The organism is Klebsiella sp. JN_Kp121 (genome assembly GCF_040062145.1).
GTDB classification, from domain to species: domain Bacteria; phylum Pseudomonadota; class Gammaproteobacteria; order Enterobacterales; family Enterobacteriaceae; genus Klebsiella; species Klebsiella aerogenes.
Genome location: NZ_JBEAHX010000001.1, coordinates 129906 through 153746, shown reverse-complemented (window position 1 = coordinate 153746; position 23841 = coordinate 129906). Strand labels below are relative to the sequence as shown.

The following is a 23841-nucleotide window of genomic DNA, read 5'->3' as shown; positions in this document are numbered from 1 at the left end:
GTTTCGCTAAATAGTCAGGTTAAACCGGTTGATGCAAACCTACGCGGTTGCCTTCGCTGTCGGTAAACAGGGCGATGGTGCCAATATCATTCGGCAGCGCCAGCGGGCCAAATACGCACGCTCCTCCCGCCGAGGCGATACGATCCAGCGTGGCGGCCAGGTTGTCGGTATGCAGATAAATAATAGCGCCCTGCGGCGATGGCGCGATACCGTCAAATTTAGCCAACGCGCCGCCGGGGGCCGGATCCTGATGCGGGAAGACGGCCAGGTCCGCACAATCCATGGTTTCACGACGCAGCGTCACCTGCATTACCGGCTCATAAAACGCGACGGCGCGATCCATATCAGCGACCGGAATTTCAAACCAGTTAATCACGTTGTTCATACTTCCTCCTGCTCGTTAGTGAGTTCAGAAGCAGTGTACGAGAGGGCTCCTGACAGCATACTGTCAGCAGGTTTCAGGCAGGCAAAAAAATCCCGGCCATCGAGGCCGGGATTGCTTTATATCAACTGAACCGTATTACGGCAGAATGGACGGCTGATCCGCCCCTTCTTTTTCGACTTTCTGCTGGATCAGATGCTCGCGCTTCATGCCCAGTTTCAACGCCAGCGCGGACGCGACGTAGATAGAAGATGCCGTACCGATGGATACACCGATCAGCATGGTCAGCGAGAAGCCTTCCAGAATCGGGCCGCCGAAGAGGAACAGCATCAGGATCACCATCAGGGTGGTACCGGAGGTGATCAAGGTACGGTGCAGCGTCTGGGTCAACGACACGTTAAAGATTTCGTACGGCGTACCGCGACGGATCTTACGGAAGTTTTCACGGATACGGTCCGACACCACGATACTATCGTTCAACGAGTAACCAATTACCGACATCAGTGATGCGACGATGGTCAGGTCAATCTCGATGTGGAACAACGACAGCACGCCCATGGTAATGACTACGTCGTGCGCCAGTGCAATAACGACCCCTGCCGCCAGTCGCCATTCAAAGCGGAAGCCGACATAGATAAGGATACACACCAGCGCCGCAATCAGCGCCAGAGCGCCGGTTTGCGCAAGGTCCGCGCCCACGCTCGGGCCAACGAACTCAATACGTTTCACCGTCGCGCTTTGGCTGGTCGATTCGTTAATCACGTTAACGACTTTGCTGCCCAGCTCCTGGCTGCCGTTGGCATCGTGTACCGGCGGCATACGCACCATGATGTCGCGGCTGCTGCCGAAGTTCTGCAACTGCGGCTCCTCAAAGCCCGCTTTCTGCAGCGAATCGCGCAGCTGGTCCATATCAACCGGTTTTTCGAGGGTAATTTCAATCACCGTACCGCCGGTGAAATCGAGACCCCAGTTAAACCCGCGGACGCCGATGATGGCGATCGACACAATCAGCAGAAAACCTGAAATGCCGAAGGCCCAGTAGTCCCAGCGCATAAAGTCCCAGACTTTACGGCCGTGGTTCAATTGTTCAACAGTATATTCCTGTGCCACAACGCACTCCTCAGATAGACAGCTTTTTCACGCGCTTGCCGCCGTACAGCAGGTTCACGATGGCACGGGTGCCGACGATAGCGGTAAACATTGAGGTCGCGATACCGATACCGGTAGTAATCGCAAACCCTTTAATGGCACCGGTACCGACCGCGTACAGGATGATAACCTTAATTAGCGTCGTCACGTTGGCGTCGAAGATAGAGCTAAATGCGCCCTTATAACCTTCGTCAATCGCCTGCTGAACGGTACGTCCGTTGCTCAGCTCTTCTTTGATACGCTCGTTAATCAGTACGTTAGCATCGACCGCCACCGCAAGGGTTAAGACGATACCCGCGATACCCGGCATGGTCAGCGTTGCCCCAGGAATCAGGGACATAATGCCGACAATCAGCACCAGGTTAGCAATCAGCGCGGAAGTCGCAATCAGGCCGAACTTCTTATAGAAGAAGATCATGAACAGGATAGAGACCACCAGACCGGCCAGACACGCTTCCAGGCCCTGCTTGATGTTCTGCATACCCAGAGTTGGGCCGATAGTACGCTCTTCAACGATCTGAATCGGCGCAATCAGGGCGCCCGCACGCAGCAGCAGAGAAAGCTGACGCGCTTCGGTCGGGTTGCTGATACCGGTGATACGGAAGCTATTGCCAAGGCGAGACTGGATATTGGCGATGTTAATCACCTCTTCCTCTTTCGCAAGGATAGCGCGACCGTTGGCATCTTTCTTACCGCTGTCTTTGTACTCCACGAACAGGGTCGCCATCGGTTTACCGATATTGTCCTTGGTGAAGTTAGACATGATGTTGCCACCCGCGCTATCGAGCGAGATGTTAACCTGCGGCTGGTTGTACTCGTCCATGCTGGAAGTGGAGTCAGTGATATGGTCGCCGGTCAGGATCACGCGCTTATACAGCACCACCGGACGGCCTTCACGGGTATCTTTCACTTCCGAATCGCCCGGTACGCGGCCAGAAGCGGCTGCGGACTGATCGACGTTGGTGTTCACCAGACGGAATTCCAGCGTCGCGGTCGCGCCAAGGATTTCCTTCGCACGCGCGGTATCCTGGATACCCGGCAGTTCAACCACGATACGGTCGGAACCCTGACGCTGCACCAGCGGTTCGGCCACGCCGAGCTGGTTTACACGGTTACGCAGAATGTTGATGTTCTGCTGAACGGCGTATTCACGGGCTTCTTTCAGACGTTCGTCGGTCATCACCGCTTTCAGCGCATTGTTCCCCTGGCTTGAAATAACCAGATCGCGATGGCGCGGGCTGAGATAAGAGATAGCCTGGTCGCGCGCCGCGCTGTCGCGGAAGACGATGCTCAGACCGTAGTTGTCTTCCTTACGCACGGTAGAGTAAGGAATGCCTTTGTCACGCAGCTCGCTGCGCAGGCTATCGATGTTTTGTTCCTGCAGTTTGCCTAATGCGGTGTCCATGTCCACTTCCATCAGGAAGTGCACGCCACCGCGCAGGTCAAGACCCAGCTTCATCGGCTCGGCATACATCGCCGCCAGCCAGCGCGGGGTAGCAGGAGCAAGGTTTAGCGCCACGACGTATTTGTCACCCAGCAGGTTAACCAGCGCTTCACGCGCTCGCAGCTGAGTGTCGGTGGTGTCGAAGCGCGCAAGAATTGCGCCCTCTTCCAGTGCCACAGACTTCGCGGTGATTTTTTCTTCTTGTAAAGTTTTCTGGACCTGGATCAGCGTTTGCTCACTGGCGGCGACGCCGCGCGCGCCAGTGATTTGAACAGCCGGATCCTCACCATACAGGTTGGGAAGCGCGTAAATCAGGCCGACGATAATCACGACGACCAGCATCACGTACTTCCACAAAGGATAACGGTTTAACACGGCAGTTCCCTTAGGGAAAATGGTAATTACAGCGCCTTCATGGTGCCTTTCGGCAGAACGGCAGCTACGAAGTCACGTTTGATAACCACTTCGGTGGTATCGTTCAGCGCGATAGCGATGTAGCCGTTTTCCGCGACTTTAGTCACGCGACCAACCAGACCGCCGTTAGTCAGGACTTCATCACCTTTGGCGATGGAGTTCATCAGATTCTTGTGCTCTTTAGTACGTTTCTGCTGTGGGCGCAGGATCATGAAGTAAAAAATCAGACCGAACACCACCAGCATCAGAATCAGAGACATTGGGCTGCCCTGCGCCGGCGCGCCGGTTGCTGCTACCGCATCAGAAATAAAAAAGCTCATTGAAATTCCCTCATTATTAAAATTAATCAACGTTCAAAGGAGGAACGGAACGCCCCTGACGTTGGTAAAAATCGGTCACGAAGCTCTCTAATTTACCCTCTTCGATAGCCTTGCGTAAACCAGCCATTAAACGCTGATAGTAGCGCAGGTTATGAATGGTATTGAGGCGCGCGCCCAATATTTCGTTGCAACGATCAAGATGATGCAAGTAAGCACGTGAATAATTGCGACACGTATAGCAATCGCACTCGGCATCCAGCGGCGATGTATCGCTTTTATGCTTCGCGTTGCGGATTTTCACTACGCCATCGGTCACGAACAGATGGCCGTTACGCGCATTGCGCGTCGGCATAACGCAGTCAAACATATCGATGCCGCGACGTACCCCTTCCACCAGGTCTTCCGGTTTCCCGACGCCCATCAGGTATCGCGGTTTATCTGCCGGGATCTGCGGGCAAACGTGCTCCAGGATACGGTGCATGTCTTCCTTCGGCTCGCCGACAGCCAAACCGCCGACAGCGTAGCCATCAAAGCCAATCTCTACCAGACCTTTCACCGAGATATCTCGTAAATCTTCGTAAACGCTACCCTGAATGATGCCAAAGAGCGCGTTTTTGTTGCCGAGGCCATCGAAACGGTCGCGGCTGCGCTTGGCCCAGCGCAGAGACATTTCCATCGAACGCTTAGCGTAATCCCAGTCTGCCGGGTACGGCGTACATTCGTCGAAGATCATTACGATATCGGAACCGAGATCGTACTGAATCTCCATCGATTTTTCCGGATCGAGGAAAATCGGATCGCCGTTGATCGGATTGCGGAAGTGCACGCCCTGCTCGGTGATCTTACGGATATCGCCAAGGCTGAAGACCTGGAAACCGCCGGAATCGGTGAGGATCGGCCCTTTCCACTGCATGAAATCATGCAGGTCGCCGTGCAGCTTCATGATTTCCTGGCCCGGGCGCAGCCAGAGGTGGAAGGTGTTGCCGAGGATGATTTGCGCGCCGGTGGCTTCAACTTCTTCCGGCGTCATCCCTTTGACGGTGCCGTAGGTACCAACGGGCATAAAGGCTGGCGTTTCAACCACGCCGCGATCAAACACCAAACGGCCGCGACGCGCGCGGCCATCGGTGGTATCAAGTTCAAATTTCATTATTGCTCCTGCGTCAGAAAAACAGTCCGACGTTTAAATACTCGCCACGGAATGATTCCGTGGCTAAAAAATGCGTCAAGGCGTCAGAAAGCCGGCGTGCCGGCCTTTTTAGGGACGCTCAGAAATAGCCTGCGGATTGTACGTGATAAACATCGCGTCCCCGTAGCTAAAAAAGCGATATTTTTGTTCTACCGCAGCCTTATAGGCGTTCATGGTGTGCTGATAGCCAGCGAAAGCGGAGACCAACATAATCAGTGTGGATTCAGGGAGATGGAAGTTAGTCACCAGCGCATCGATGACTTTGTACTGATATCCCGGATAGATAAAGATCTGCGTATCGGCAAAGAACGGCTCAATCAGGCCATTTTTAGCCGCCTGCGCCGCGCTTTCCAGCGAACGCACGGAAGTGGTGCCGACGGCGATGACGCGGTTACCGCGCGCTTTCGCCGCCAGAACCGCATCAACCACATCCTGCGGCACCTCCGCATATTCTGAGTGCATGATGTGCTCTTCGATGCTGTCGACGCGCACCGGCTGGAAGGTCCCCGCGCCAACGTGCAGCGTCACAAACGCCATCTCAATGCCTTTAGCGCGCAGTTTTTCCAGCAGCGGGTCGTCAAAATGCAGGCCGGCGGTCGGCGCGGCGACCGCGCCCGGCTTGGTGCCGTAAACTGTCTGGTACAGCTCGCGATCGGCGTCTTCGTCCGGGCGGTCGATATACGGCGGCAGCGGCATATGACCGATGCTGTTCAGAATATCGAGCACCGGGCGCTCATCGTTGAACTCAACTTCAAACAGTGCGCCGTGGCGCGCCAGCATTGTGGCGTTAATGCTTTCATCATCGCCTAACAGCAGCTCCGCCCCCGGTTTCGGCGCTTTAGAGGCGCGAATATGTGCCAGAATACGTTTATCATCCAGCATGCGCTCAACCAGCACTTCAATCTTGCCGCCGCTGGCTTTACGGCCAAACAGACGCGCCGGGATCACCCGGGTGTTGTTAAAGACCAGCAGATCGCCAGGGTTGAGCTTATCGAGCAGATCGGTGAAAGTACCGTGCGTCAGCGCGCCCGTCGGCCCGTCCAGCGACAGCAAGCGGCAGCTACTGCGCTCCGGCTGCGGATAGTGAGCAATCAGGGATTCAGGTAATTCAAAGGAAAAATCGGTAACGCGCATGACGATGACTCAGACTAAATAAAGAGGCGGGTAGTCTAGTGCCGGGCGGGTCTTCCTGCAACCGTTACCCTATTCAACGCTGGATATAATAGCGGAATATCATGATTAACCAGCAAGAACGGCATGACCGTGTGAAGGATTGAAGTCGATATGAATTTTCTCGCGCATTTACACCTCGCCCATCTTGCGGATAGCTCGCTGCCGGGCAACCTGCTGGCCGATTTTGTCCGCGGTAACCCGCAGGGCGAGTATCCTGCGGATGTGGTTGACGGCATTTATATGCATCGGCGTATAGATGTAATGACCGACAATCTGGCGGAAGTTAAAACGGCGCGCGAATGGTTTCGCCCCGAGACCCGCCGCGTCGCGCCAATTTCCCTCGACGTCATGTGGGATCATTTCCTGTCGCATCACTGGGCGCAGCTGTCGCCGGATCTGCCGCTAAACGAGTTTGTGCGCTACGCCCACGCGCAGGTAGCGCAAATTCTGCCGGATTCGCCGCCGCGCTTTGTTAATCTCAACGAATATATGTGGTCCGAGCGCTGGCTGGAACGTTATCAGGATATGGAATTCATTCAGCGCGTCCTGAACGGTATGGCCAGTCGCCGCCCGCGCCTCGATGCGCTGCGTGATTCATGGTACGACCTTGATAACCACTATGGGCAACTGGAGCAGCAATTCTGGCGTTTTTATCCGCGAATGATGGAGCAGGCGAAAAAGAGAACGCTGTAAAACCTTGCGCTTTCTCACAAAACGATTATTCTGAAAGCGCTATTGAATAATTATCAATAGGCAAAACCTATCTCATCGATTGTCAGCGCCGCATTGAGTTCCTGCCCGCCTCTGCCTATACTGGCCCGCGTTGCGTTCCAATTAACCTTAGTAATAACAGGAGAATCATATGGTTCTGGTTACTCGTCAGGCTCCGGACTTTACCGCTGCAGCAGTATTAGGTAACGGCGAAATCGTTGAGAAATTCAACTTCAAACAGCACACCAACGGTAAAGCTACCGTCCTGTTCTTCTGGCCAATGGACTTCACTTTCGTTTGCCCGTCTGAACTGATCGCTTTCGACAAGCGCTACGAAGAATTCCAGAAACGCGGCGTAGAAGTGGTTGGCGTTTCCTTTGACTCCGAGTTCGTTCACAACGCATGGCGTAACACCCCGGTAGACCAGGGCGGTATTGGCCCGGTTAAATACGCGATGGTTGCCGACATCAAACGTGAAATTCAGAAAGCTTACGGCATCGAGCATCCGGACGAAGGCGTTGCGCTGCGTGGTTCCTTCCTGATCGACGCTAACGGCATCGTTCGCCACCAGGTTGTTAACGACCTGCCGCTGGGCCGTAACATCGACGAAATGCTGCGTATGGTTGACGCGCTGCAGTTCCACGAAGAGCACGGTGAAGTTTGCCCGGCTCAGTGGGAAAAAGGAAAAGAAGGTATGGCCGCTTCTCCGGAAGGCGTAGCTAAATACCTGACCGAAAACGTATCCAGCCTGTAATCGGCTAGACGTTTCCATAAAAAGGCTCGCAAATGCGAGCCTTTTTTGTGCCTGTTATATTCGCTGTGAGCCCGATAAGCGCAGCGCCACCGGGCAAAAGTATCAGAACGCGAAGCAAGAACAGCCTAATACGCCCCAGAAAGCCTGCTCATCCGCCACCGGAATCGACGACTTGCGCGCAATATCATGCTGATGTCCGTGCACGCCGCAGCTGCCGCAGCACTGGTGCATCTGCACCACCGCGCCAATCTTCGCGGCCGCAGGCGGCGCCGAGCGATAATGCCCTGGCACTTTTACCACCGGCGACCACTCCGGCAATACCGGAATTGGCGGCGGCGCCAGCGGCGAGAAATGGCCGGCCGCGTACACCACCTTGCCATCAACGACGGTCAATACCGACTCAATACCTTTAATTTCCTCTTCCGCAACGCTGAAGTAGTCTTTTGACAGCACCACCAGGTCAGCCAGTTGCCCTTTCTCAATGCGTCCTTTTTTACCCTGCTCGCTGGAGAACCATGCGCTACCGGCGGTCCATAGCTCAAGGGCGACGTCGCGCGGCAAACGGTTGTTATCGTCGTACATCGCCATGCCGCCGACGGTACGTCCGGAAACCAGCCAGTACAGCGCGGTCCACGGGTTATAACTGGCGACGCGGGTCGCATCGGTACCCAAGCCTACCGGTACGTCCAGTTCCAGCATTTTCGCCACCGGCGGCGTATGTTTCACCGCCTCTTTGCCGTAGCGATCGACGAAATACTCGCCCTGGAAAGCCATCCGGTGCTGCACCGCGATACCGCCGCCTAGCGCCTTCACGCGTTCAATATTACGTTCGGTGATGGTCTCGGCGTGATCGAAGAACCAGTGCAGGCCGTTAAACGGAATATCGCGGTTCACCTTCTCGAACACATCCAGCATTCGGCTAATCGACTCATCGTAGGTGGCATGCAGACGGAAAGGCCAGCGGTGTTCCACCAGATGACGCACCACCCGCTCCAGCTCATCTTCCATGCCTTGCGGCAGATCCGGCCGCGGCTGCAGGAAATCTTCAAAATCCGCCGCCGAGAAGACCAGCATTTCACCAGCGCCGTTGGCACGGTAGAAATCGGTGCCCTGCCCCGGCTTCAGCATGTCGGTCCAGCGCTCGAAATCTTCCAGCTCCTGCTTCGGCCGCTGGGTAAAGAGGTTATAGGCGATACGCACGGTCATCTGCTCTTTGGCGTGCAGTTGCTCGATAATTTCGTAATCTTCCGGGTAGTTCTGGAAACCACCGCCGGCATCGATGGCGCTGGTTAATCCTAAACGGTTCAGTTCGCGCATAAACTGGCGCGTGGAGTTGACCTGCAGCTCAAGCGGCAGCTTCGGTCCTTTGGCCAGCGTCGCATACAGGATCATGGCATTAGGCTTGGCGATCAGCATCCCGGTCGGGTTGCCGTTGTTATCGCGAACGATCTCACCGCCCGCCGGGTCCGGCGTCTCTTTGGTATAGCCAACGGCTTTCAGCGCCGCGCGGTTAAGCAGCGCGCGATCGTACAGATGCAGCACGAATACCGGCGTGTCAGGCGCCGCTTCATTCAGCTCTTCCAGCGTCGGCATGCGGCGTTCGGCAAACTGGAATTCGCTCCAGCCGCCGACCACCCTCACCCACTGCGGCGACGGCGTACGATCGGCCTGATCTTTTAGCATACGCAGCGCATCCGCCAGCGATGGCACGCCTTCCCAGCGCAGCTCGAGGTTATAGTTCAGGCCGCCACGAATCAGGTGCAGGTGGGAGTCGTTAAGACCTGGGATCACCGTATGGCCTTTAAGATCGACAATTTGCGTCCCCTCGGCGGCGAACGTCATGATTCGATCGTGGCTTCCGGTCGCGAGAATTTTTCCATCGGCGATGGCCACGGCTTCCGCCAGTGGGTTCGCGCGGTCGAGTGTATGAATCTGACCGTGGGTCAGAATCAGTGTGGCAGTTTGCGACATAACGCACTCCTTTAAGCGGGTTGAGCTAGTTTTTTTTCAACCAACCGGCAAACAGACGGGTCACGATAGGCATCCACAACCAGACCACCAACGCGACCACCAGGGCATCGTTAATCAGATGCAGTAACAAGCTTCCCCGTAACTCCGGTAGCGCCATGCCGGTCAGCCATGGTACCAGGTTGGTACTTGGGAAGATGACCAGCAGGGTTATCAGGAACTGTTTCCAGCGCAGCGGCTGGCGAATATTGGCCGCAGGCGGGGTAAACCAGAACGCCGGTTCGGTGCGGATTTCGGTACGATCGCCATCATTGAGAAACGGCGCGATTTCCGCGACTAATTCACGACGGGTTTCCGACTGCGTCCAGGCGTAGAGATGTTCAATGGTGTCGAAGCGAATTATCACGCTCCAGAGATTTTGCCCGGCCGCCGGACGGATCACGTTGGCGCCAAGATGGCCGGGAAACTCCGCCGCAACCGGCATGATTTTGCCCAACCATGCTTCATACCGCTGGCCGTTTTGTGGATCGAGATGATGACTGATGACCAGCGTCACTGATTTCTGTTGCGCCATTAAGAGTTCCTTGCTTCAGGAGAATGACGGGATTTCTCCCGCCATCAGCCATAAATGACAATACACAAAATCATTCATGCCGCATTGAGGCGGCAAGATTGCCCGCCCTCGAGCGCTGACATCAGCCAGTGACCGGGGCGGGCAAGCGAAGCCAACAAAGAGGCAGCTTGCAGGATGAAGTGTTTTAGGCTTTACGTTCCGGCGCGCCGTGCACCATGGTATAAGCATAATCCACGCCCATACCGTAGGCGCCGCTATGTTCACGAACCAGATCCATCACCGCGTCATAAGTCTCTTTACGTGACCAGTCGCGCTGGTACTCCAGCAGGACCTGCTGCCAGGTCACCGGTACCGCGCCGGCTTGCACCATACGGTCGATGGCGCGCTCGTGAGCGTCAACGGAGGTACCGCCGGAGGTATCGGTTACCACGTACACTTCATAACCTTCTTCCAGCGCCATCAGCGCCGGGAAGGTCAGGCACACTTCAGTCCACAGCGCGGAAATAATCAGTTTTTTACGTCCAGTGGCTTTCACCGCATTAACAAAACCGGCGTCTTCCCAGGAGTTCATAGAAGTACGTTCAATCGGTTTCACTTCAGGATGAACCGCCAGCAGTTCTGGCCAGATATAGCCGCTGAAGCTTTTGGTTTCGACAGAGGTATAAATAACCGGAACGTTAAAAATCTTGCCCGCTTTGGCCAACGCGACGGTGTTATTTTTCAGCGTCTGGCGATCGATATTGGCCACACCAAAAGCCATTTGCGGCTGGTGGTCAATAAAAATAAGGGTGGAATTAGACGGATCAATCAGTTCACGAATAGACATAACACATCCTATTAATCAATTAGTTAGGAAGATAATACACTGCCGTTGTGCTGTGCTGATTGTGGCCAATAACGCATGATGAGTATAGTCAGTAATTTCTAACGAGTTATTAAAGAAATCTTTCCGTTTTAATTCACTTGAGTAAAAATAGTGACCGTTTGAATAATTAAAAAAAGACTAATCAAAAAATTAATGGGAACTGTTCTAATTTATTCACTGGAATTGAACATCGGCCTTCGGTAAAACAACGTTATTATTAGACTGGCGGATCGAGACTAATGCGTTTAAACCTTGATGTACTTTTGATTCTTGATGCTCTGGATAGGCATGGCTCGTTCGCGCTGGCGGCGGAGTCGCTATTTAAAACCCCCGCCGCGCTGAGCTATATGATCCAAAAACTGGAAAACGATCTAAACATCAGTCTGCTGGATCGTTCCGGACACCGGGCGAAATTTACCGATACCGGTAAAATGATGCTGGAAAAGGGGCGCCTGCTGCTCAATGCCGCCAACGATCTGGAAAAACAGGCGCAGCTGCTGAGTTCCGGCTGGGAGCGGGATCTGGCGATTGCGCTGGACGACTCTTTTCCTTTCCAGGCCCTATTGCCGCTGATTGAAAAGTTTTACGCGCAATATCCGCAAACCCGGCTCAACTTTACCCACCATACCCTGGCGGGCTCATGGGAAGAGCTGACTCACAACGGCGCGGATATTATTCTTGGGGCGATTAACGAACCGCCGACTTCAGCGGAATGGTCGTGGAAAATGCTCGGCGCGATGGACAACGTGTTCGTTGTCGCGCCCGGCCACCCGCTGGCGGCAACGACCCAGCCGCTGACCAACAAACAACTCAGCCTGCATCGCGCGGTGGTTATTAGCGATAGCGCCCGCTACTGTCATCCACTGAACAGCAACCTGCTCGATGAGCAGGAGCAAATCCGGGTAGATGATTTCGCCACCAAAGTCGCGCTCCTGCGCGCCGGTTTGGGATGCGGATTCCTGCCCCGCCACATCGCCCTCCCGTGGCTGGAGAGCGGTGAGTTGCTGGAGAAACCGGTGATTTCGAGCCGTGAGAAAGATATAACCTATATGGCCTGGCGTAGCGGCAATAACGGTCTGGCTCAGCGCTGGTGGCGAGAGGCTATTCTCGAAGATAGCTGTCTGAGCCAGCTCTACCGTTAACGGCTACACCAGACGCTTGCGGAAATCGCGGGCAAACTCAGCACATCATCGTGCATCTCGCCCGCGCCTTCTTTTCGCTGCCACGTTTTCCCCTCCAGCAAAGGCGATGCGTCGATTACCACCTCGCAGGCATGACCGCGGTTTATCGCCACCAGCACCCGCTGCTGTTTGTAAACGCGAACAAAGACCACCACGTTATCTTCCGCATAGATGACCTGGCAGCCGCCATAGCGCAGCGCCTGATGCCCCTTACGCAAGGTGGTCATACGCTTATATAACGCCAACAAGTTTTCATCCTGCAGCGCCGGATCCCATGGAAAGGGTTTACGGCAGAAGGGATCGTTGTTGCCATCGACGCCGACTTCGTCACCATAGTAAATACACGGAACGCCCGGCCAGCAGAACAGCCAGACCACCGCCAGCGGCAGTCGCGCCACATCCTTACCCAGCAAGGATTTAAAACGCGCGGTATCGTGGCTGTTCAGTTGGTTAAACATCCGCAATTGCTGCTGATGCGACAGCCCGGCGCGATAGTTGTCCATCCACGCCATACAGGTTTGCGCATCGATGTGCTGCGGATCGTAGGAAATATCGGTATTGGCGAGGAAGCCCCACAGCGGGAAGGTAAAACCGCGATAGTTCATCGCCGCGTCTTCGGCATCAGCCTGCAGCCACTGACGCGCATCGCCAAAATGTTCGCCGAATACAAAAGCCTCCTGCTGCTCCCGCTTCGCCGCCTGGGTGATACCAGCAATATGACGCAGGTTATTACGCGCGCCGCCATCCTCGCCCAGCATATGCACCACATCCAGCCGCCAGCCGTCCATACTCCACGGCGCTTTTAACCAGTGGCGCACCACGCTGTCTTCGCCCGCATAGATTTCGTTAACCAGGCTCGATGAACGGTAGTCAAGTTTTGGCAGACTGGCGTAACCCAGCCAGTTATGCGCCACCCCGTCCGACGAAAAATTAAACCACTCACGCCACGGGGAATCCGGCTGATGGCAGGCGCCGTTGCTCGCCTGCTGGTGGCGATCGAACCACGGGTGCGAATCACCGGTATGGTTAAACACGCCGTCGAGGATCAGGCGCATCCCTTCACGCTGCGTATTGTGGCGCAGGCGCAGCAGCGCGGCATCACCACCGAACTGCGGATCGACACGGCGGTAATCAGCGGTATCGTATTTATGTACGCTGGGCGCGACGAATACCGGATTGAGATACAGCGCAGTCACGCCAAGCTGCTTCAGATAAGGAAGCTTCTCGCTAATACCGTCGAGGTCGCCGCCATAAAAGGTCGAACCGCCCGCCTCGCCGGTTAACGGCTCATCCCACGCTTTTAGCACAATATCCTGGCCGGCCGCATGGTGGTAATAAACCTCGTCCTGCCCGGCTTCTCGCGCCTCGCTACGGGCGAAACGATCGGGGAAAATTTGATAAAAGACCTGATCGGCGACCCACTGCGGGCCGCTATCCGGCACATCAACCGCAAACTGCTCCAGCCTCGCGGGCGGGAAACGCTGGAATCCCTGCGGCGTAAACCACAACTGACGGTCCGCCCACAGCAGCTTAAAGCTATAGCGGCGGCGCGGCTGGCCGTTCATCAGGTTTATCTCTCCACGCCAGGCGACGACATCGGCGTGTGGGGATTGGCGCAGGCGCTGCATGGGCAACGACAGCTCTTCATTGTCTTCTTCCGCGCGCAGCGTAATTCGCTGCGGCATTGTTTCGCCGCTTAGCCACAATGTGATAACGAGTCGTTCCTGCTGCTCTTTAATAAAAGGAGCAACCGGCAGGTGCCAGGCCTTCAACATCATCATTCCTCTTTTTGCGTAATGGCCACACCTTGCCACAGTGAACAGGCGTATAACTCATCATCAATAGAATAATTGGGGGAGGAGAAAGGAGGAGGATGTGATTTTCCGGGCCGCGGCAAAGCCGGACCCGGAAGAGTGGAGAATTACTGCGCCTGCGCTAACTGGCGATCGCGGCGGGTCTTAATTTTCCAGCCAACCAGCAGCAGCACGATCCACGCAAAGCCGACGTACAGCGAAATGCGGGTATCCGGATGGTAGCCGATAAGCGCGATGATAAAGACCAGGAACAGCAGGCCGACCACAGTGGTGGCCACGCCGCCCGGTACTTTAAACTTCAGCGCTTTCACCTCTTCCGGCGACAGGCGGCGACGGAAAGCGATTTGCGACAGCAGGATCATAATCCACACCCACACCGTGGCGAAGGTCGCCAACGACGCAATCACCAGGAAGACGTTTTCCGGCATGATGTAGTTGAGATAGACCGCAAACAGCAGCGCCACGGTCATCACCAGCACCGTCACCCACGGCGTACCGCGACGCGACGTTTTGGCGAACACTTTCGGCGCGCTCCCCTGCTCGGCCATTCCGTGCAGCATACGGCCAACGCCGAATACGTCGCTGTTAATCGCCGATAGCGAGGCGGTTAACACCACGAAGTTCAGGATGCCGGCGGCAAAGGTAATTCCCATATGCTGGAAGGTCAACACGAACGGGCTGCCGTTAGTCCCCACCAGGTTCCAGGGATAGATAGACATAATGACGAACAGCGTCCCCACGTAGAACACCAGGATACGCATCGGCACCGAATTAATCGCCCGCGGAATGGATTTTTCAGGATCCTTCGCTTCACCGGCGGTGATACCGATAATCTCAATCCCGCCGTAGGCGAACATCACCATCTGCAGCGACATCACCATCCCCAGCCAGCCGTTACTGAAGAAGCCGCCGTTACTCCATAAGTTATGAATACCGGTTGGCTGACCGCCGTTGCCGATACCCCAGATGATGATGCCGAAACCGGCAAGGATCATGATGATAATCGTGGCGACTTTAAAGAATGAGAACCAGAACTCCAGTTCGCCGAACACCTTCACGCTCATCAGATTGACGGCGCAGATAATCAGCACCACGCTTAGTACCCATATCCAGTGCGGCACCGCCGGGAACCAGACGCCCATATAGATACCGAAGGCGGTCACGTCGGCAATCGCGACGATCAGGATTTCAAAACAATAGGTCCAGCCGGTGATATAGCCGGCCAGCCCGCCGAGGTTCTCCTGCGCATAACGCGAGAAAGAGCTGGCGGAAGGGTTATGCACCGACATTTCGCCCAACGCGCGCATGATGATATACGCCGCCACGCCGCCGATAATGTATGCCAACAATACGCTCGGCCCCGCCATTTTAATGGCGTCTGCCGAACCATAGAACAGGCCGGTACCAATAGCGGAACCAAGGGCCATAAAGCGAATGTGCCGGGTACTTAGCCCGCGCTTAAGCTTGTTACTACTTTCCATCGTGTTCCATGCCGTTTTTCTCGTTTGTGCTTTGCGGGGGCAAAACGCAAAAGGGAATGACCAAAAAAACAAAAAACCACGGGACCTTAAGTCCCGTGGTTAAACACCTGCGTAAAGCATCGGTTAGTGGGCTTTTGAGACCACCGGGCTACCCGCTGCGCGATCGATGATCGCGGCCAGCACAGCCATCACCGCGGTTGGCAGCAACCATGCCAGACCTTGCGCTGCCAGCGGCAGGCTCGCGGTCCATTGCGGCAGGATATCTGCAAACGCCGATGCTTTAACACCGTCAATGATACCAAACATCAGGCTGATAAACATTGCCGGCGCGATAACGCGGGAGGAATTATGCCACCAACCGCGGGTAAAGCTTAATACCACCAGTGCGATACACGGCGGATAAATAGCGGTTAACACCGGAATCGAGATCTGAATCAGATGGCTGAGCCCCAGGTTAGAAACCGCCATGGAGAACAGGCCGAGAATAAACACCAGCGAACGATACGACAGCGGCAGATACTGCGCGAAGAACTCAGCGCAGGCGCAGGTCAGGCCAACCGCGGTGACCAGACAGGCGATAAATATCAATGCCGCCAGCAGGAAGCTGCCCGCGCCGCCGAAGGTATGCTGCACGTAGGAGTGCAGAATAGCCGCGCCGTTTGCCGACTGATCGACCAGCGTCGCGCTATCGGAACCCAGGCGGAACAGCGCCAGGTACAGCAGCGTCAGGCCCACGCCGGCCATCAGACCAGCCCAGACGGTGTATCGGGTCAGCAATCGGGCTTCGCTAACGCCGCGGGAACGCGCGGCATTGACGATAACGATACCAAAGACCATCGCCCCCAGCGTGTCCATGGTCAGATAGCCATTGACGAAACCATTAGAAAACGGCGCGGTACGATAGGCTTCCATCGCGTCGCTAATCGGGCCGGCCGGCCAGATAACCGCGGCCACCGCGAGCACGACCAGGGCGATAATTTTCAGCGGCGCCAGGAAATTGCCGACGGTATCCAGCAGTTTGCCCGGATAGAGGGAAACCAGAATCACCAGCGCGAAATAGATAACGCTATAGATAAGCAGCGGCAGCGCGCCGTCGCCGGTCAGCGGAGCAATCCCCACTTCAAATGAAACGGTGGCGGTACGCGGGGTCGCGAACAGCGGCCCAACCGCCAGGTAGCACACCACGGCCAGCAAAATGCCCGCAACTTTGCCGATTGGCGAGCTCAGACGCTCAACGCCGCCGCCGACTTTCGCCAGCGCGACTACCGTTAGCACCGGCAAACCCACGGCGGTAATCAGGAAGCCAATGGCTGCGGTCCAGACGTGTTCGCCGGCCTGTAAGCCAACCATCGGAGGGAAGATAATGTTGCCTGCGCCAACGAACAGCGCGAAGGTCATAAAGCCCAGCGCGATGATGTCGCGAGATTTTAACTGATGGGTCATAAATTCATTACTGCCTGTGGATGTGGTGTTGTAAAAAACGGAAAAATACCGTGCCTTCCTTTCGGGATGATACAGCGGCCATTGCCTGTAAACTCAGCGAGATATGCTCTCGAAGCGGCGTGGAAAAGAATTGTTTTTTGAATTACCACGCAAAAGCAGTCTTACCGGGACTGCATAGGGGGCAATTTAAACGCTTATAACGTTTTAAAGCAAGGTGGGATCGTAAAACCAGATGATTATGCTAACTATGATTTTGAACCTGGATTAATTGACCATGACGACGCAAAACGCGTGGCTAATCATGCGAACAATAAATAACCAGGCGTTCGTTTAATACGCAACGTAAAGTTGACTGCAAATGAAAATGACCAGCCGAAGCTGGTCATTGGCAAGGAAAGCTGACAGACGCCGCTTCAGGCGACATTTTTGGCAATTAAACGTTCCGGCAGCAGGAAGCTAAAGCGCGTTCCCTTCCCAACCGTACTTTCGATTTCCAGCCGGCTTTCGTGATGGCTAACCGCATGTTTCACAATAGCCAGCCCTAAACCGCTGCCGCCGGTTTGCCGGGAGCGCGCCTTGTCGACGCGGTAGAACCGCTCGGTCAACCGGGGGAGATGTTCAGGCCCGATGCCAGGACCGTTGTCCTCAACGCTAAACAGCGCGCCGTGTGGCGCCCGCTGCCAGCTAACGTGAATCTCAGTTCCCGCTGGCGTATGGTTAACGGCGTTGTACACCAGATTGGAAATCGCGCTGCGCAACTGCTCTTCGTTGCCCATCACCTGGAGCGTTTCGTCGACGCTAAAGTGCAACTGATGCTTACCCTGGCTGAGGGTTTGCGCCTCGCGCTCAACCACCCGCAGCATCATCGGGACGTCGATTTTATCATTCATCGCCAGCACCGGCGCGGCTTCAATACGCGAGAGCGTCAGCAACTGCTTCACCAACCCTTCCATCCGCTGCGTTTGCTCACGCATGGTGTGCAGCGCTTTTTCCCGCGTCGGCCCTTCCAGCACCTGCTCCTGCATCATCTCGAGATACCCCTGCAGTACGGTGAGCGGCGTGCGCAGCTCGTGGCTGACGTTGGCGAAAAAGTTGCGCCGCGCGCCTTCCAACTGGTGCATTTGCGTGACATCGCGCGCCACCATCAACCACTGTTTATCGCTATAAGGCATCACGCGAATTTCCAGATGACGGGCGTTATTGAGCACCAGATTAAGGGGCTTGGTGAAATCACGGTTTTTCAGATAGTTAGCAAACTCTGGGTAGCGCAGCAGGTTGAGGATATTCTGCCCGCTATCGTCCGGCCAGCGTAGATTAAGGATTTGTTGCGCCAGGCCGTTACACCAGAAGATGGCGCCCTCTTCGGTGGTCAGCACCACCGCATCGGGTAAGGACTCCGCCCCGCTGCGAAAGCGCTTGATGAGGCTTCCCAGTTCGCGACGACGTTTTTTATTACGCATCTGCATTTGATGCAGACCATACAGCAGCGGTTCCCAACTGCCGCTTCCCGGCGGCGGCGTCATACTGCGATCGACCCACAGCCACCACGACAGACGTAACAAATTCCAGAAATGCCAAATAAGCAATCCGGTCACCGCCGCCAGTAAAAACCACGGCAGATGACCGAAAAACGCCCCGAGGATCAGGGCCGGGATACAACATAAGAAAAGCTCAAGCGCCAGCCTTTTCCATGACAGCCGTTCCAGCACGGGTCACACTCCTGTCAAAATTCAGAAACGGGCGGAGAAACGATATCCCGTGCCGCGAACCGTCTGTACCATCCGGTCATGGCCGCTATGTTCCAGCGCTTTGCGCAGGCGGCGAATATGCACATCCACCGTCCGGTCTTCAACGTAAACGTTGGTTCCCCAAACGTGATTCAGCAGCTGTTCACGGCTGTATACGCGTTCCGGGTGGGTCATAAAGAAGTGTAATAATTTAAACTCGGTCGGCCCCATATCCAGCGGGTTTTCACCAGTCATGACACGATGCGAGGAGGGATCCAGGCTCAGCCCCTGCATCTCAATCACCTCTTCGACCGCCATTGGCGAAATACGCCGCATCACCGCCTTAATTCGCGCCACCAGCTCCTTCGGCGAAAACGGTTTGGTAATGTAATCATCCGCACCGGTTTCCAGACCGCGAACGCGATCTTCTTCTTCGCCGCGCGCCGTCAGCATCACCACCGGAATATCGCGGGTCATCGCTTCGCGCTTAAGCTGTTTAATAAACTGTAGCCCCGATCCGCCCGGCAACATCCAGTCAAGGAGAATCAAATCGGGCCAGGGTTCATTGAGTTGATTCACCGCACTGTCAAAATCTTCCGCCTCAACGGGCTGAAAGCCGTTTTGCTCCAGAACAAAGCAGACCATTTCGCGGATTGGAGCTTCATCTTCAACGACCAGAATTCTTCTCGCCATTATTTACCCTGTGTTTTTTAGCCATCAGTATAGAAGTGCGCGGCCATTATGCGTCAGATTTGTGACAGATTTATGAAAAAATGACCGTCTGATGAATGCGGATTTTGAATGATGACACGCACTTAACGCATCCAGTCTCGCGGTAATAGGGCAAAAGGAATACGGGCGGCGGGATCAACGTTATAATGGCCGCCTGGCTTTTATCGCAACGGAATTTTTATGCGCATCCTTCATACCTCCGACTGGCACCTCGGCCAGAACTTCTATAGCAAAAGCCGCGCGGACGAACACGCCGCCTTTCTCGACTGGCTGCTGGCGCGCGCGCAGGAACACGAGGTGGATGCCATTATCGTCGCTGGCGATATTTTTGATACCGGCTCTCCGCCGAGCTACGCCCGCGAACTGTATAACCGTTTTGTCGTTCAGCTGCAGCAAACCGGCTGCCAGTTGGTGGTGCTGGCGGGCAACCACGATTCGGTGGCGACGTTAAACGAGTCGCGCGAAATACTCGCCTTCCTGAAAACCACCGTGGTCGCCAACGCCGGCCACGCGCCCTTTATCTTGCCGCGGCGCGACGGCGCGCCCGGCGCGGTCTTCTGCCCGGTGCCGTTTTTGCGCCCGCGCGAACTGGTGGTCAGCCAGGCTGGCCACTCCAGCGGCGAAAAACAGCAGCAGTTGCTCACCGCCATCAGCGACTACTATCAGCAGCAATATCAGCAGGCCTGCGATCTGCGCGGCGAACGGGCACTACCGATTATTGCCAGCGGCCACCTCACCACCGTCGGTGCCAGCAAAAGCGACGCGGTCCGTGAAATCTATATCGGCACCCTCGACGCCTTCCCGGCCAACCGCTTTCCGCCCGCCGATTACATCGCGCTCGGCCATATTCATCGCGCCCAGTTGGTTGGCGGCTGCGAGCATATTCGCTACAGCGGTTCGCCGCTGCCGCTGAGTTTTGATGAAACCGGAAAAAACAAAAGCGTTAATCTGGTCTCATTCAGCGAGGGCAAGCTCAGTGAAGTCACCCCGCTAACGGTGCCGATCACCCAGCCTCTGGCGGTACTGAAAGGCGATTTCGCCAGCATCACCGAACAGCTTCAGCAGTGGCAGGATAGCTCGCAGCAGCCGCCGGTCTGGCTGGATATCGAAATCACCAGCGATGAATATCTGCACGATATCCAAAGAAAAATTCAGCAGCAGACCGAATCGCTGCCGGTGGAAGTGTTGCTGGTGCGTCGCAGTCGCGCCCAGCGTGAACGCATTCTGGCCGGCGTTCAGCGGGAAACGCTGAGCGAACTGCAGGTCGAAGAGGTGTTTGCCCGCCGCCTGGCGCTGGAAACTCTTGATGCTCCACAGCAACAGCGGCTGGAGCAACTGTTTACGGAAACGCTGCATAGCCTGAACGGTGAGGAACGCCTGTGAGAATCCTGAGCCTACGCCTGAAAAACCTTAACTCGCTGAAAGGCGAATGGAAAATCGACTTTACCGCTGAACCGTTCGCCAGCAATGGGTTATTCGCGATTACCGGGCCGACCGGCGCCGGGAAAACCACCCTGTTAGATGCTATCTGTCTCGCGCTGTACCACGAAACGCCGCGCCTGAGCAGCGTATCGCAATCGCAAAACGATCTGATGACCCGCGACACCGCCGAGTGCCTGGCGGAAGTTGAATTTGAGGTCCGGGGCACCGCCTATCGCGCCTTCTGGAGCCAGAACCGCGCCCGCAACCAGCCGGATGGCAATCTACAGGCGCCGCGCGTTGAGCTGGCGCGCTGCGACGACGGGAAAATTCTTGCCGACAAGGTCAAAGATAAACTGGAGCTGACGGCATCAATTACCGGCCTCGACTATGGGCGCTTTACCCGTTCAATGCTGCTTTCGCAGGGGCAATTCGCCGCTTTCCTCAATGCCAAACCGAAAGAGCGCGCCGAGCTGCTGGAAGAGCTGACCGGGACTGAAATTTACGGGCAAATTTCCGCGCAGGTCTTTGAAAAACATAAACTCGCCCGCATTGAGCTGGAAAAGCTGCAGGCGCAGGCCTCCGGCGTCGTACTGTTAAATGATGAGCAGCAGCAGGCGTTACAGCAAAGTTTGCAAGTACTTACTGCTGAAGAACAGCAGCAGCTTGCCGAACAGACCCGCCAGCAAAATGGCCTACAGTGGCTGCGCCGCCGTCAGGAGCTAAACGCGGAAGCCACCCAGGCTCAGGCTGCTTTACAGCAGGCGCTGCTGGCGCAGGAAGCCGCCGCGCCGCAGCTGGCGGCGCTACAAACCGCGCAGCCGGCAGAGCAACTGCGTCCATTATGGTCGCGGCTGCAGGAACACAGTAGCGCGCTGGCGCAAACTCGCCGTCAGGTTGAGGAAGTAAATACTCGCTTACAGCACAGCCTGCGCCGTCGCGCCGGGATCCGCCTGGCTGCCCAACAACGTCTGGCTCAACTAGAATCCAGCCAGCAATCGTTAAATGAGTGGCTTAAAGCGCACGAGCGATTCCACCAGTGGAGCACGGCGCTGGCAGGCTGGAAAGCCACCTTCCAGCAGCTTAACCGCGACGCTCAGCAAGAGTTGACGCTACAGCAGCGCCTGCAGGATGCCAGCCGTAAGCTCGGCGAATTGCCGGCCACTGCGCTGACTCTGGATGGAGAACAGGTTAGTCGCGAGCTGACACAGCATGCCGCTGCCCGCCCGCTGCGTCAGCAGCTCTCAACCCTCCATCGCCAGCTGCAGCCGCTGTTCCTGCGTCTGCGGCAGCTACAGAGCGCGGAAAACGCCTCACAGCAGGAAAAAGAGAAGCTTGAAGCCGCGCTACAACAGCGCCGTCAGGCGTGGAAGGAAAAAAATCAACAGCTCAGCGATGTAAAAGCCATCTGCGAACTGGAAGCGCGTATCGCCGGGCTGGAAGCCGAGCGCGCCCGCCTGCAGCCTGGCGCGCCTTGTCCACTGTGCGGTTCTGAACATCATCCGGCGGTCGCGGAATACCAGGCGCTGGTGCCCGGCATCAACCAAACCCGCCGCGACGCGCTGGAGCGTGACGTGCGACAGCTGGCGGAAGAAGGCGCGCAGCTGCGCGGCCAGCTTGAAGCACTGCTTAAACAACAACAAAAAGACGCTGACGAGAAAACATCGCTTCTGCAGCAGGAGCAAGCGCTCACCTCTCAATGGCAAGCCACCCTCACGGAATTAGCGATTACGCTGACGCCGCAGGATGATATTGCTGGCTGGCTGGATAGCCAACAGCAGCATGAACAGCAGCTGTATCAGCATCAACAACGGCTGGCCTGGCAGGCGCAACAGCAGGAGAGCCAGCTGCAGCTGCAGCAGTTACAGCAGGATCTCGAACAGCGCCGTCGCACGCTGCAGGCGGAGCTGGACGTTTATACCCTGGCGCTGCCGCCTGCCGCGGAGGCTAACGACTGGCTGGCCCAGCGTGAAGCCGAAACCCGCGGCTGGCAGGCGAAACAAAATGAAGCCGCCGCGCTGCAGGAACAGCGCCAGCAGCTAACGCCGCTGCTGGAAACCCTGCCTGAGTCAACGGAAGCCGCGGATCCCGCGCCGCTGGAGGGCTGGCGGCAGGTGCATGATGATTGCCTGGCGCTACAGAGCCAGTGGCAAACGCTGGGCCAGCAAGAAAGCCAGCAGCAGGCACAGGTGAAGGAAAGCGAAAAGCAGTTTACTGCCGCGCTGGCCGCCAGCCCGTTTGCCGACCAAGCGGCCTTTCTTGCCGCTTTGCTTGACGAGGCAACCCGCCAGCGGCTGGAACAACTCAAGCAGACGCTGGAAAAAGAAGTTCAGCAGAACCAAACGCTGGCCCTGCGGGCGCAGACGTCGCTTGAACGCCATCAGCAACAGCCGCCCGCCGATATTGATATTAACCAGCCGCTGGAGCAGCTAGAGAATAGGCTGGAGCAACTGGCACGCCAGTTGCGGGAAAACAGCGCCCGTCAGGGTGAGATCCGCCAGCAGTTGAAGCAAAACAGCGATAACCAACAGCGCCAGCAATCATTACGTCAGCAGATGGAACAAGCCGCGCAGCAGGTCGAAGACTGGGCCTGGCTGAATGCGCTCATCGGTTCAAAAGAAGGCGATAAGTTCCGTAAATTCGCCCAGGGGCTGACGCTGGATAATCTGGTGTGGCTGGCTAACCAGCAGCTCAACCGCCTGCATGGCCGCTATTTGTTGCAACGTAAAGCCAGCGAGGCGCTGGAGCTGGAAGTGGTGGACACCTGGCAGGCCGACGCGGTGCGCGATACCCGCACGCTTTCCGGCGGCGAAAGCTTCCTTGTGAGCCTCGCGCTGGCGCTGGCGCTATCTGACCTGGTGAGCCATAAAACGCGGATTGATTCGCTATTCCTTGATGAAGGATTCGGCACCCTCGATAGCGAAACGCTGGATACCGCGCTGGATGCGCTCGACGCGCTTAACGCCAGCGGCAAAGTGATTGGCGTGATTAGCCACGTCGAGGCGATGAAAGAGCGCATCCCGGTGCAGATTAAAGTGAAGAAGATAAACGGTCTGGGATACAGCCGGTTGGAAAAAGCGTTTGCGGTGGAGTGAAGTCTT

General features: G+C 56.1%; 19 protein-coding genes. 5 read left to right on the top strand and 14 right to left on the bottom strand.

The annotated features are described in order from the left end of the window. Positions 1–19: 19 nt before the first annotated feature. The 6 genes from ABLU86_RS00765 to queA form a co-directional block, all read right to left on the bottom strand. The gene (locus tag ABLU86_RS00765; RefSeq protein ID WP_015704559.1) at positions 20–385 is read right to left on the bottom strand and encodes a VOC family protein; all 366 of its coding nucleotides are present in this window, start codon (positions 383–385) and stop codon (positions 20–22) included. Positions 386–520: 135 nt separating this feature from the next. Next, positions 521–1492, bottom strand: coding sequence for a protein translocase subunit SecF (secF, locus tag ABLU86_RS00760; protein ID WP_015367999.1), 972 nt, complete (start codon positions 1490–1492; stop codon positions 521–523). Positions 1493–1502: 10 nt separating this feature from the next. Then, positions 1503–3350, bottom strand: a complete 1848-nt coding sequence (gene secD / locus ABLU86_RS00755) for a protein translocase subunit SecD (RefSeq protein WP_015704558.1) — start codon at positions 3348–3350, stop codon at positions 1503–1505. Positions 3351–3376: 26 nt separating this feature from the next. Next, positions 3377–3709, bottom strand: coding sequence for a preprotein translocase subunit YajC (gene yajC, locus ABLU86_RS00750; RefSeq protein ID WP_003859109.1), 333 nt, complete (start codon positions 3707–3709; stop codon positions 3377–3379). 22 nt (positions 3710–3731) lie between these two features. After that, on the bottom strand, positions 3732–4859 hold the full coding sequence (tgt, locus tag ABLU86_RS00745; protein ID WP_015368001.1) for a tRNA guanosine(34) transglycosylase Tgt: 1128 nt from the start codon (positions 4857–4859) through the stop codon (positions 3732–3734). Positions 4860–4967: 108 nt separating this feature from the next. Further along, positions 4968–6032, bottom strand: a complete 1065-nt coding sequence (gene queA, locus ABLU86_RS00740) for a tRNA preQ1(34) S-adenosylmethionine ribosyltransferase-isomerase QueA (RefSeq protein WP_015368002.1) — start codon at positions 6030–6032, stop codon at positions 4968–4970. 150 nt (positions 6033–6182) lie between these two features. Between queA and acpH the strand changes: the two genes are divergently transcribed. Together acpH and ABLU86_RS00730 are read left to right on the top strand one after the other, a co-directional pair. Next, entirely contained in the window at positions 6183–6764 is a 582-nt protein-coding gene (acpH, locus tag ABLU86_RS00735; RefSeq protein ID WP_015704556.1) for an ACP phosphodiesterase, read from the top strand. A 169-nt stretch (positions 6765–6933) separates the two neighbouring features. Continuing rightward, positions 6934–7536: a peroxiredoxin gene (locus ABLU86_RS00730; RefSeq protein ID WP_015368004.1), complete on the top strand. Its 603-nt coding sequence runs from the start codon at positions 6934–6936 to the stop codon at positions 7534–7536. Between the two features lie 102 nt (positions 7537–7638). On the opposite strand, the gene ABLU86_RS00725 is transcribed toward ABLU86_RS00730, so the two are convergent. The 3 genes from ABLU86_RS00725 to ABLU86_RS00715 all read right to left on the bottom strand — a co-directional run bounded on the left by ABLU86_RS00725 (position 7639) and on the right by ABLU86_RS00715 (position 10904). Then, positions 7639–9507 carry an amidohydrolase gene (locus ABLU86_RS00725; RefSeq protein WP_047466664.1) on the bottom strand — a complete coding sequence of 623 codons (1869 nt, stop codon included), beginning with the start codon at positions 9505–9507 and terminating at the stop codon, positions 7639–7641. Between the two features lie 25 nt (positions 9508–9532). Next, positions 9533–10078 (bottom strand): antibiotic biosynthesis monooxygenase, encoded by a 546-nt coding sequence (locus ABLU86_RS00720; RefSeq protein WP_015368006.1) that lies wholly within the window; start codon positions 10076–10078, stop codon positions 9533–9535. Positions 10079–10262: 184 nt separating this feature from the next. Beyond that, the gene (locus tag ABLU86_RS00715; protein WP_020079504.1) at positions 10263–10904 is read right to left on the bottom strand and encodes a hydrolase; all 642 of its coding nucleotides are present in this window, start codon (positions 10902–10904) and stop codon (positions 10263–10265) included. A gap of 278 nt (positions 10905–11182) precedes the next feature. Between ABLU86_RS00715 and ABLU86_RS00710 the strand changes: the two genes are divergently transcribed. After that, the gene (locus tag ABLU86_RS00710) at positions 11183–12085 is read left to right on the top strand and encodes a LysR family transcriptional regulator (protein WP_015704553.1); all 903 of its coding nucleotides are present in this window, start codon (positions 11183–11185) and stop codon (positions 12083–12085) included. On the opposite strand, the gene malZ is transcribed toward ABLU86_RS00710, so the two are convergent. From malZ to phoB, 5 genes are all read right to left on the bottom strand, one after another. Continuing rightward, on the bottom strand, positions 12082–13899 hold the full coding sequence (malZ, locus tag ABLU86_RS00705) for a maltodextrin glucosidase (protein WP_164514939.1): 1818 nt from the start codon (positions 13897–13899) through the stop codon (positions 12082–12084). The two genes, ABLU86_RS00710 and malZ, sit on opposite strands and share 4 nt — an antisense overlap. A gap of 146 nt (positions 13900–14045) precedes the next feature. After that, positions 14046–15419, bottom strand: a complete 1374-nt coding sequence (gene proY, locus ABLU86_RS00700; protein WP_015368010.1) for a proline-specific permease ProY — start codon at positions 15417–15419, stop codon at positions 14046–14048. Positions 15420–15542: 123 nt separating this feature from the next. Beyond that, complete coding sequence (brnQ, locus tag ABLU86_RS00695; protein WP_015368011.1) at positions 15543–16862, bottom strand: branched-chain amino acid transporter carrier protein BrnQ; 1320 nt, start codon at positions 16860–16862, stop codon at positions 15543–15545. Between the two features lie 413 nt (positions 16863–17275). Next, positions 17276–18571: a phosphate regulon sensor histidine kinase PhoR gene (gene phoR, locus ABLU86_RS00690; protein WP_032707533.1), complete on the bottom strand. Its 1296-nt coding sequence runs from the start codon at positions 18569–18571 to the stop codon at positions 17276–17278. A gap of 21 nt (positions 18572–18592) precedes the next feature. Continuing rightward, entirely contained in the window at positions 18593–19282 is a 690-nt protein-coding gene (phoB, locus tag ABLU86_RS00685; RefSeq protein ID WP_004099401.1) for a phosphate response regulator transcription factor PhoB, read from the bottom strand. A gap of 219 nt (positions 19283–19501) precedes the next feature. Here phoB and sbcD point away from each other — a divergent pair, with 219 nt between their 5' ends. Both sbcD and sbcC read left to right on the top strand, forming a co-directional pair. Further along, positions 19502–20704 carry an exonuclease subunit SbcD gene (gene sbcD, locus ABLU86_RS00680; RefSeq protein WP_032712723.1) on the top strand — a complete coding sequence of 401 codons (1203 nt, stop codon included), beginning with the start codon at positions 19502–19504 and terminating at the stop codon, positions 20702–20704. Then, positions 20701–23835 (top strand): exonuclease subunit SbcC, encoded by a 3135-nt coding sequence (gene sbcC, locus ABLU86_RS00675; RefSeq protein WP_058676029.1) that lies wholly within the window; start codon positions 20701–20703, stop codon positions 23833–23835. The genes sbcD and sbcC overlap by 4 nt, the downstream gene beginning before the upstream one ends. The last annotated feature ends 6 nt before the right edge of the window (positions 23836–23841 follow it).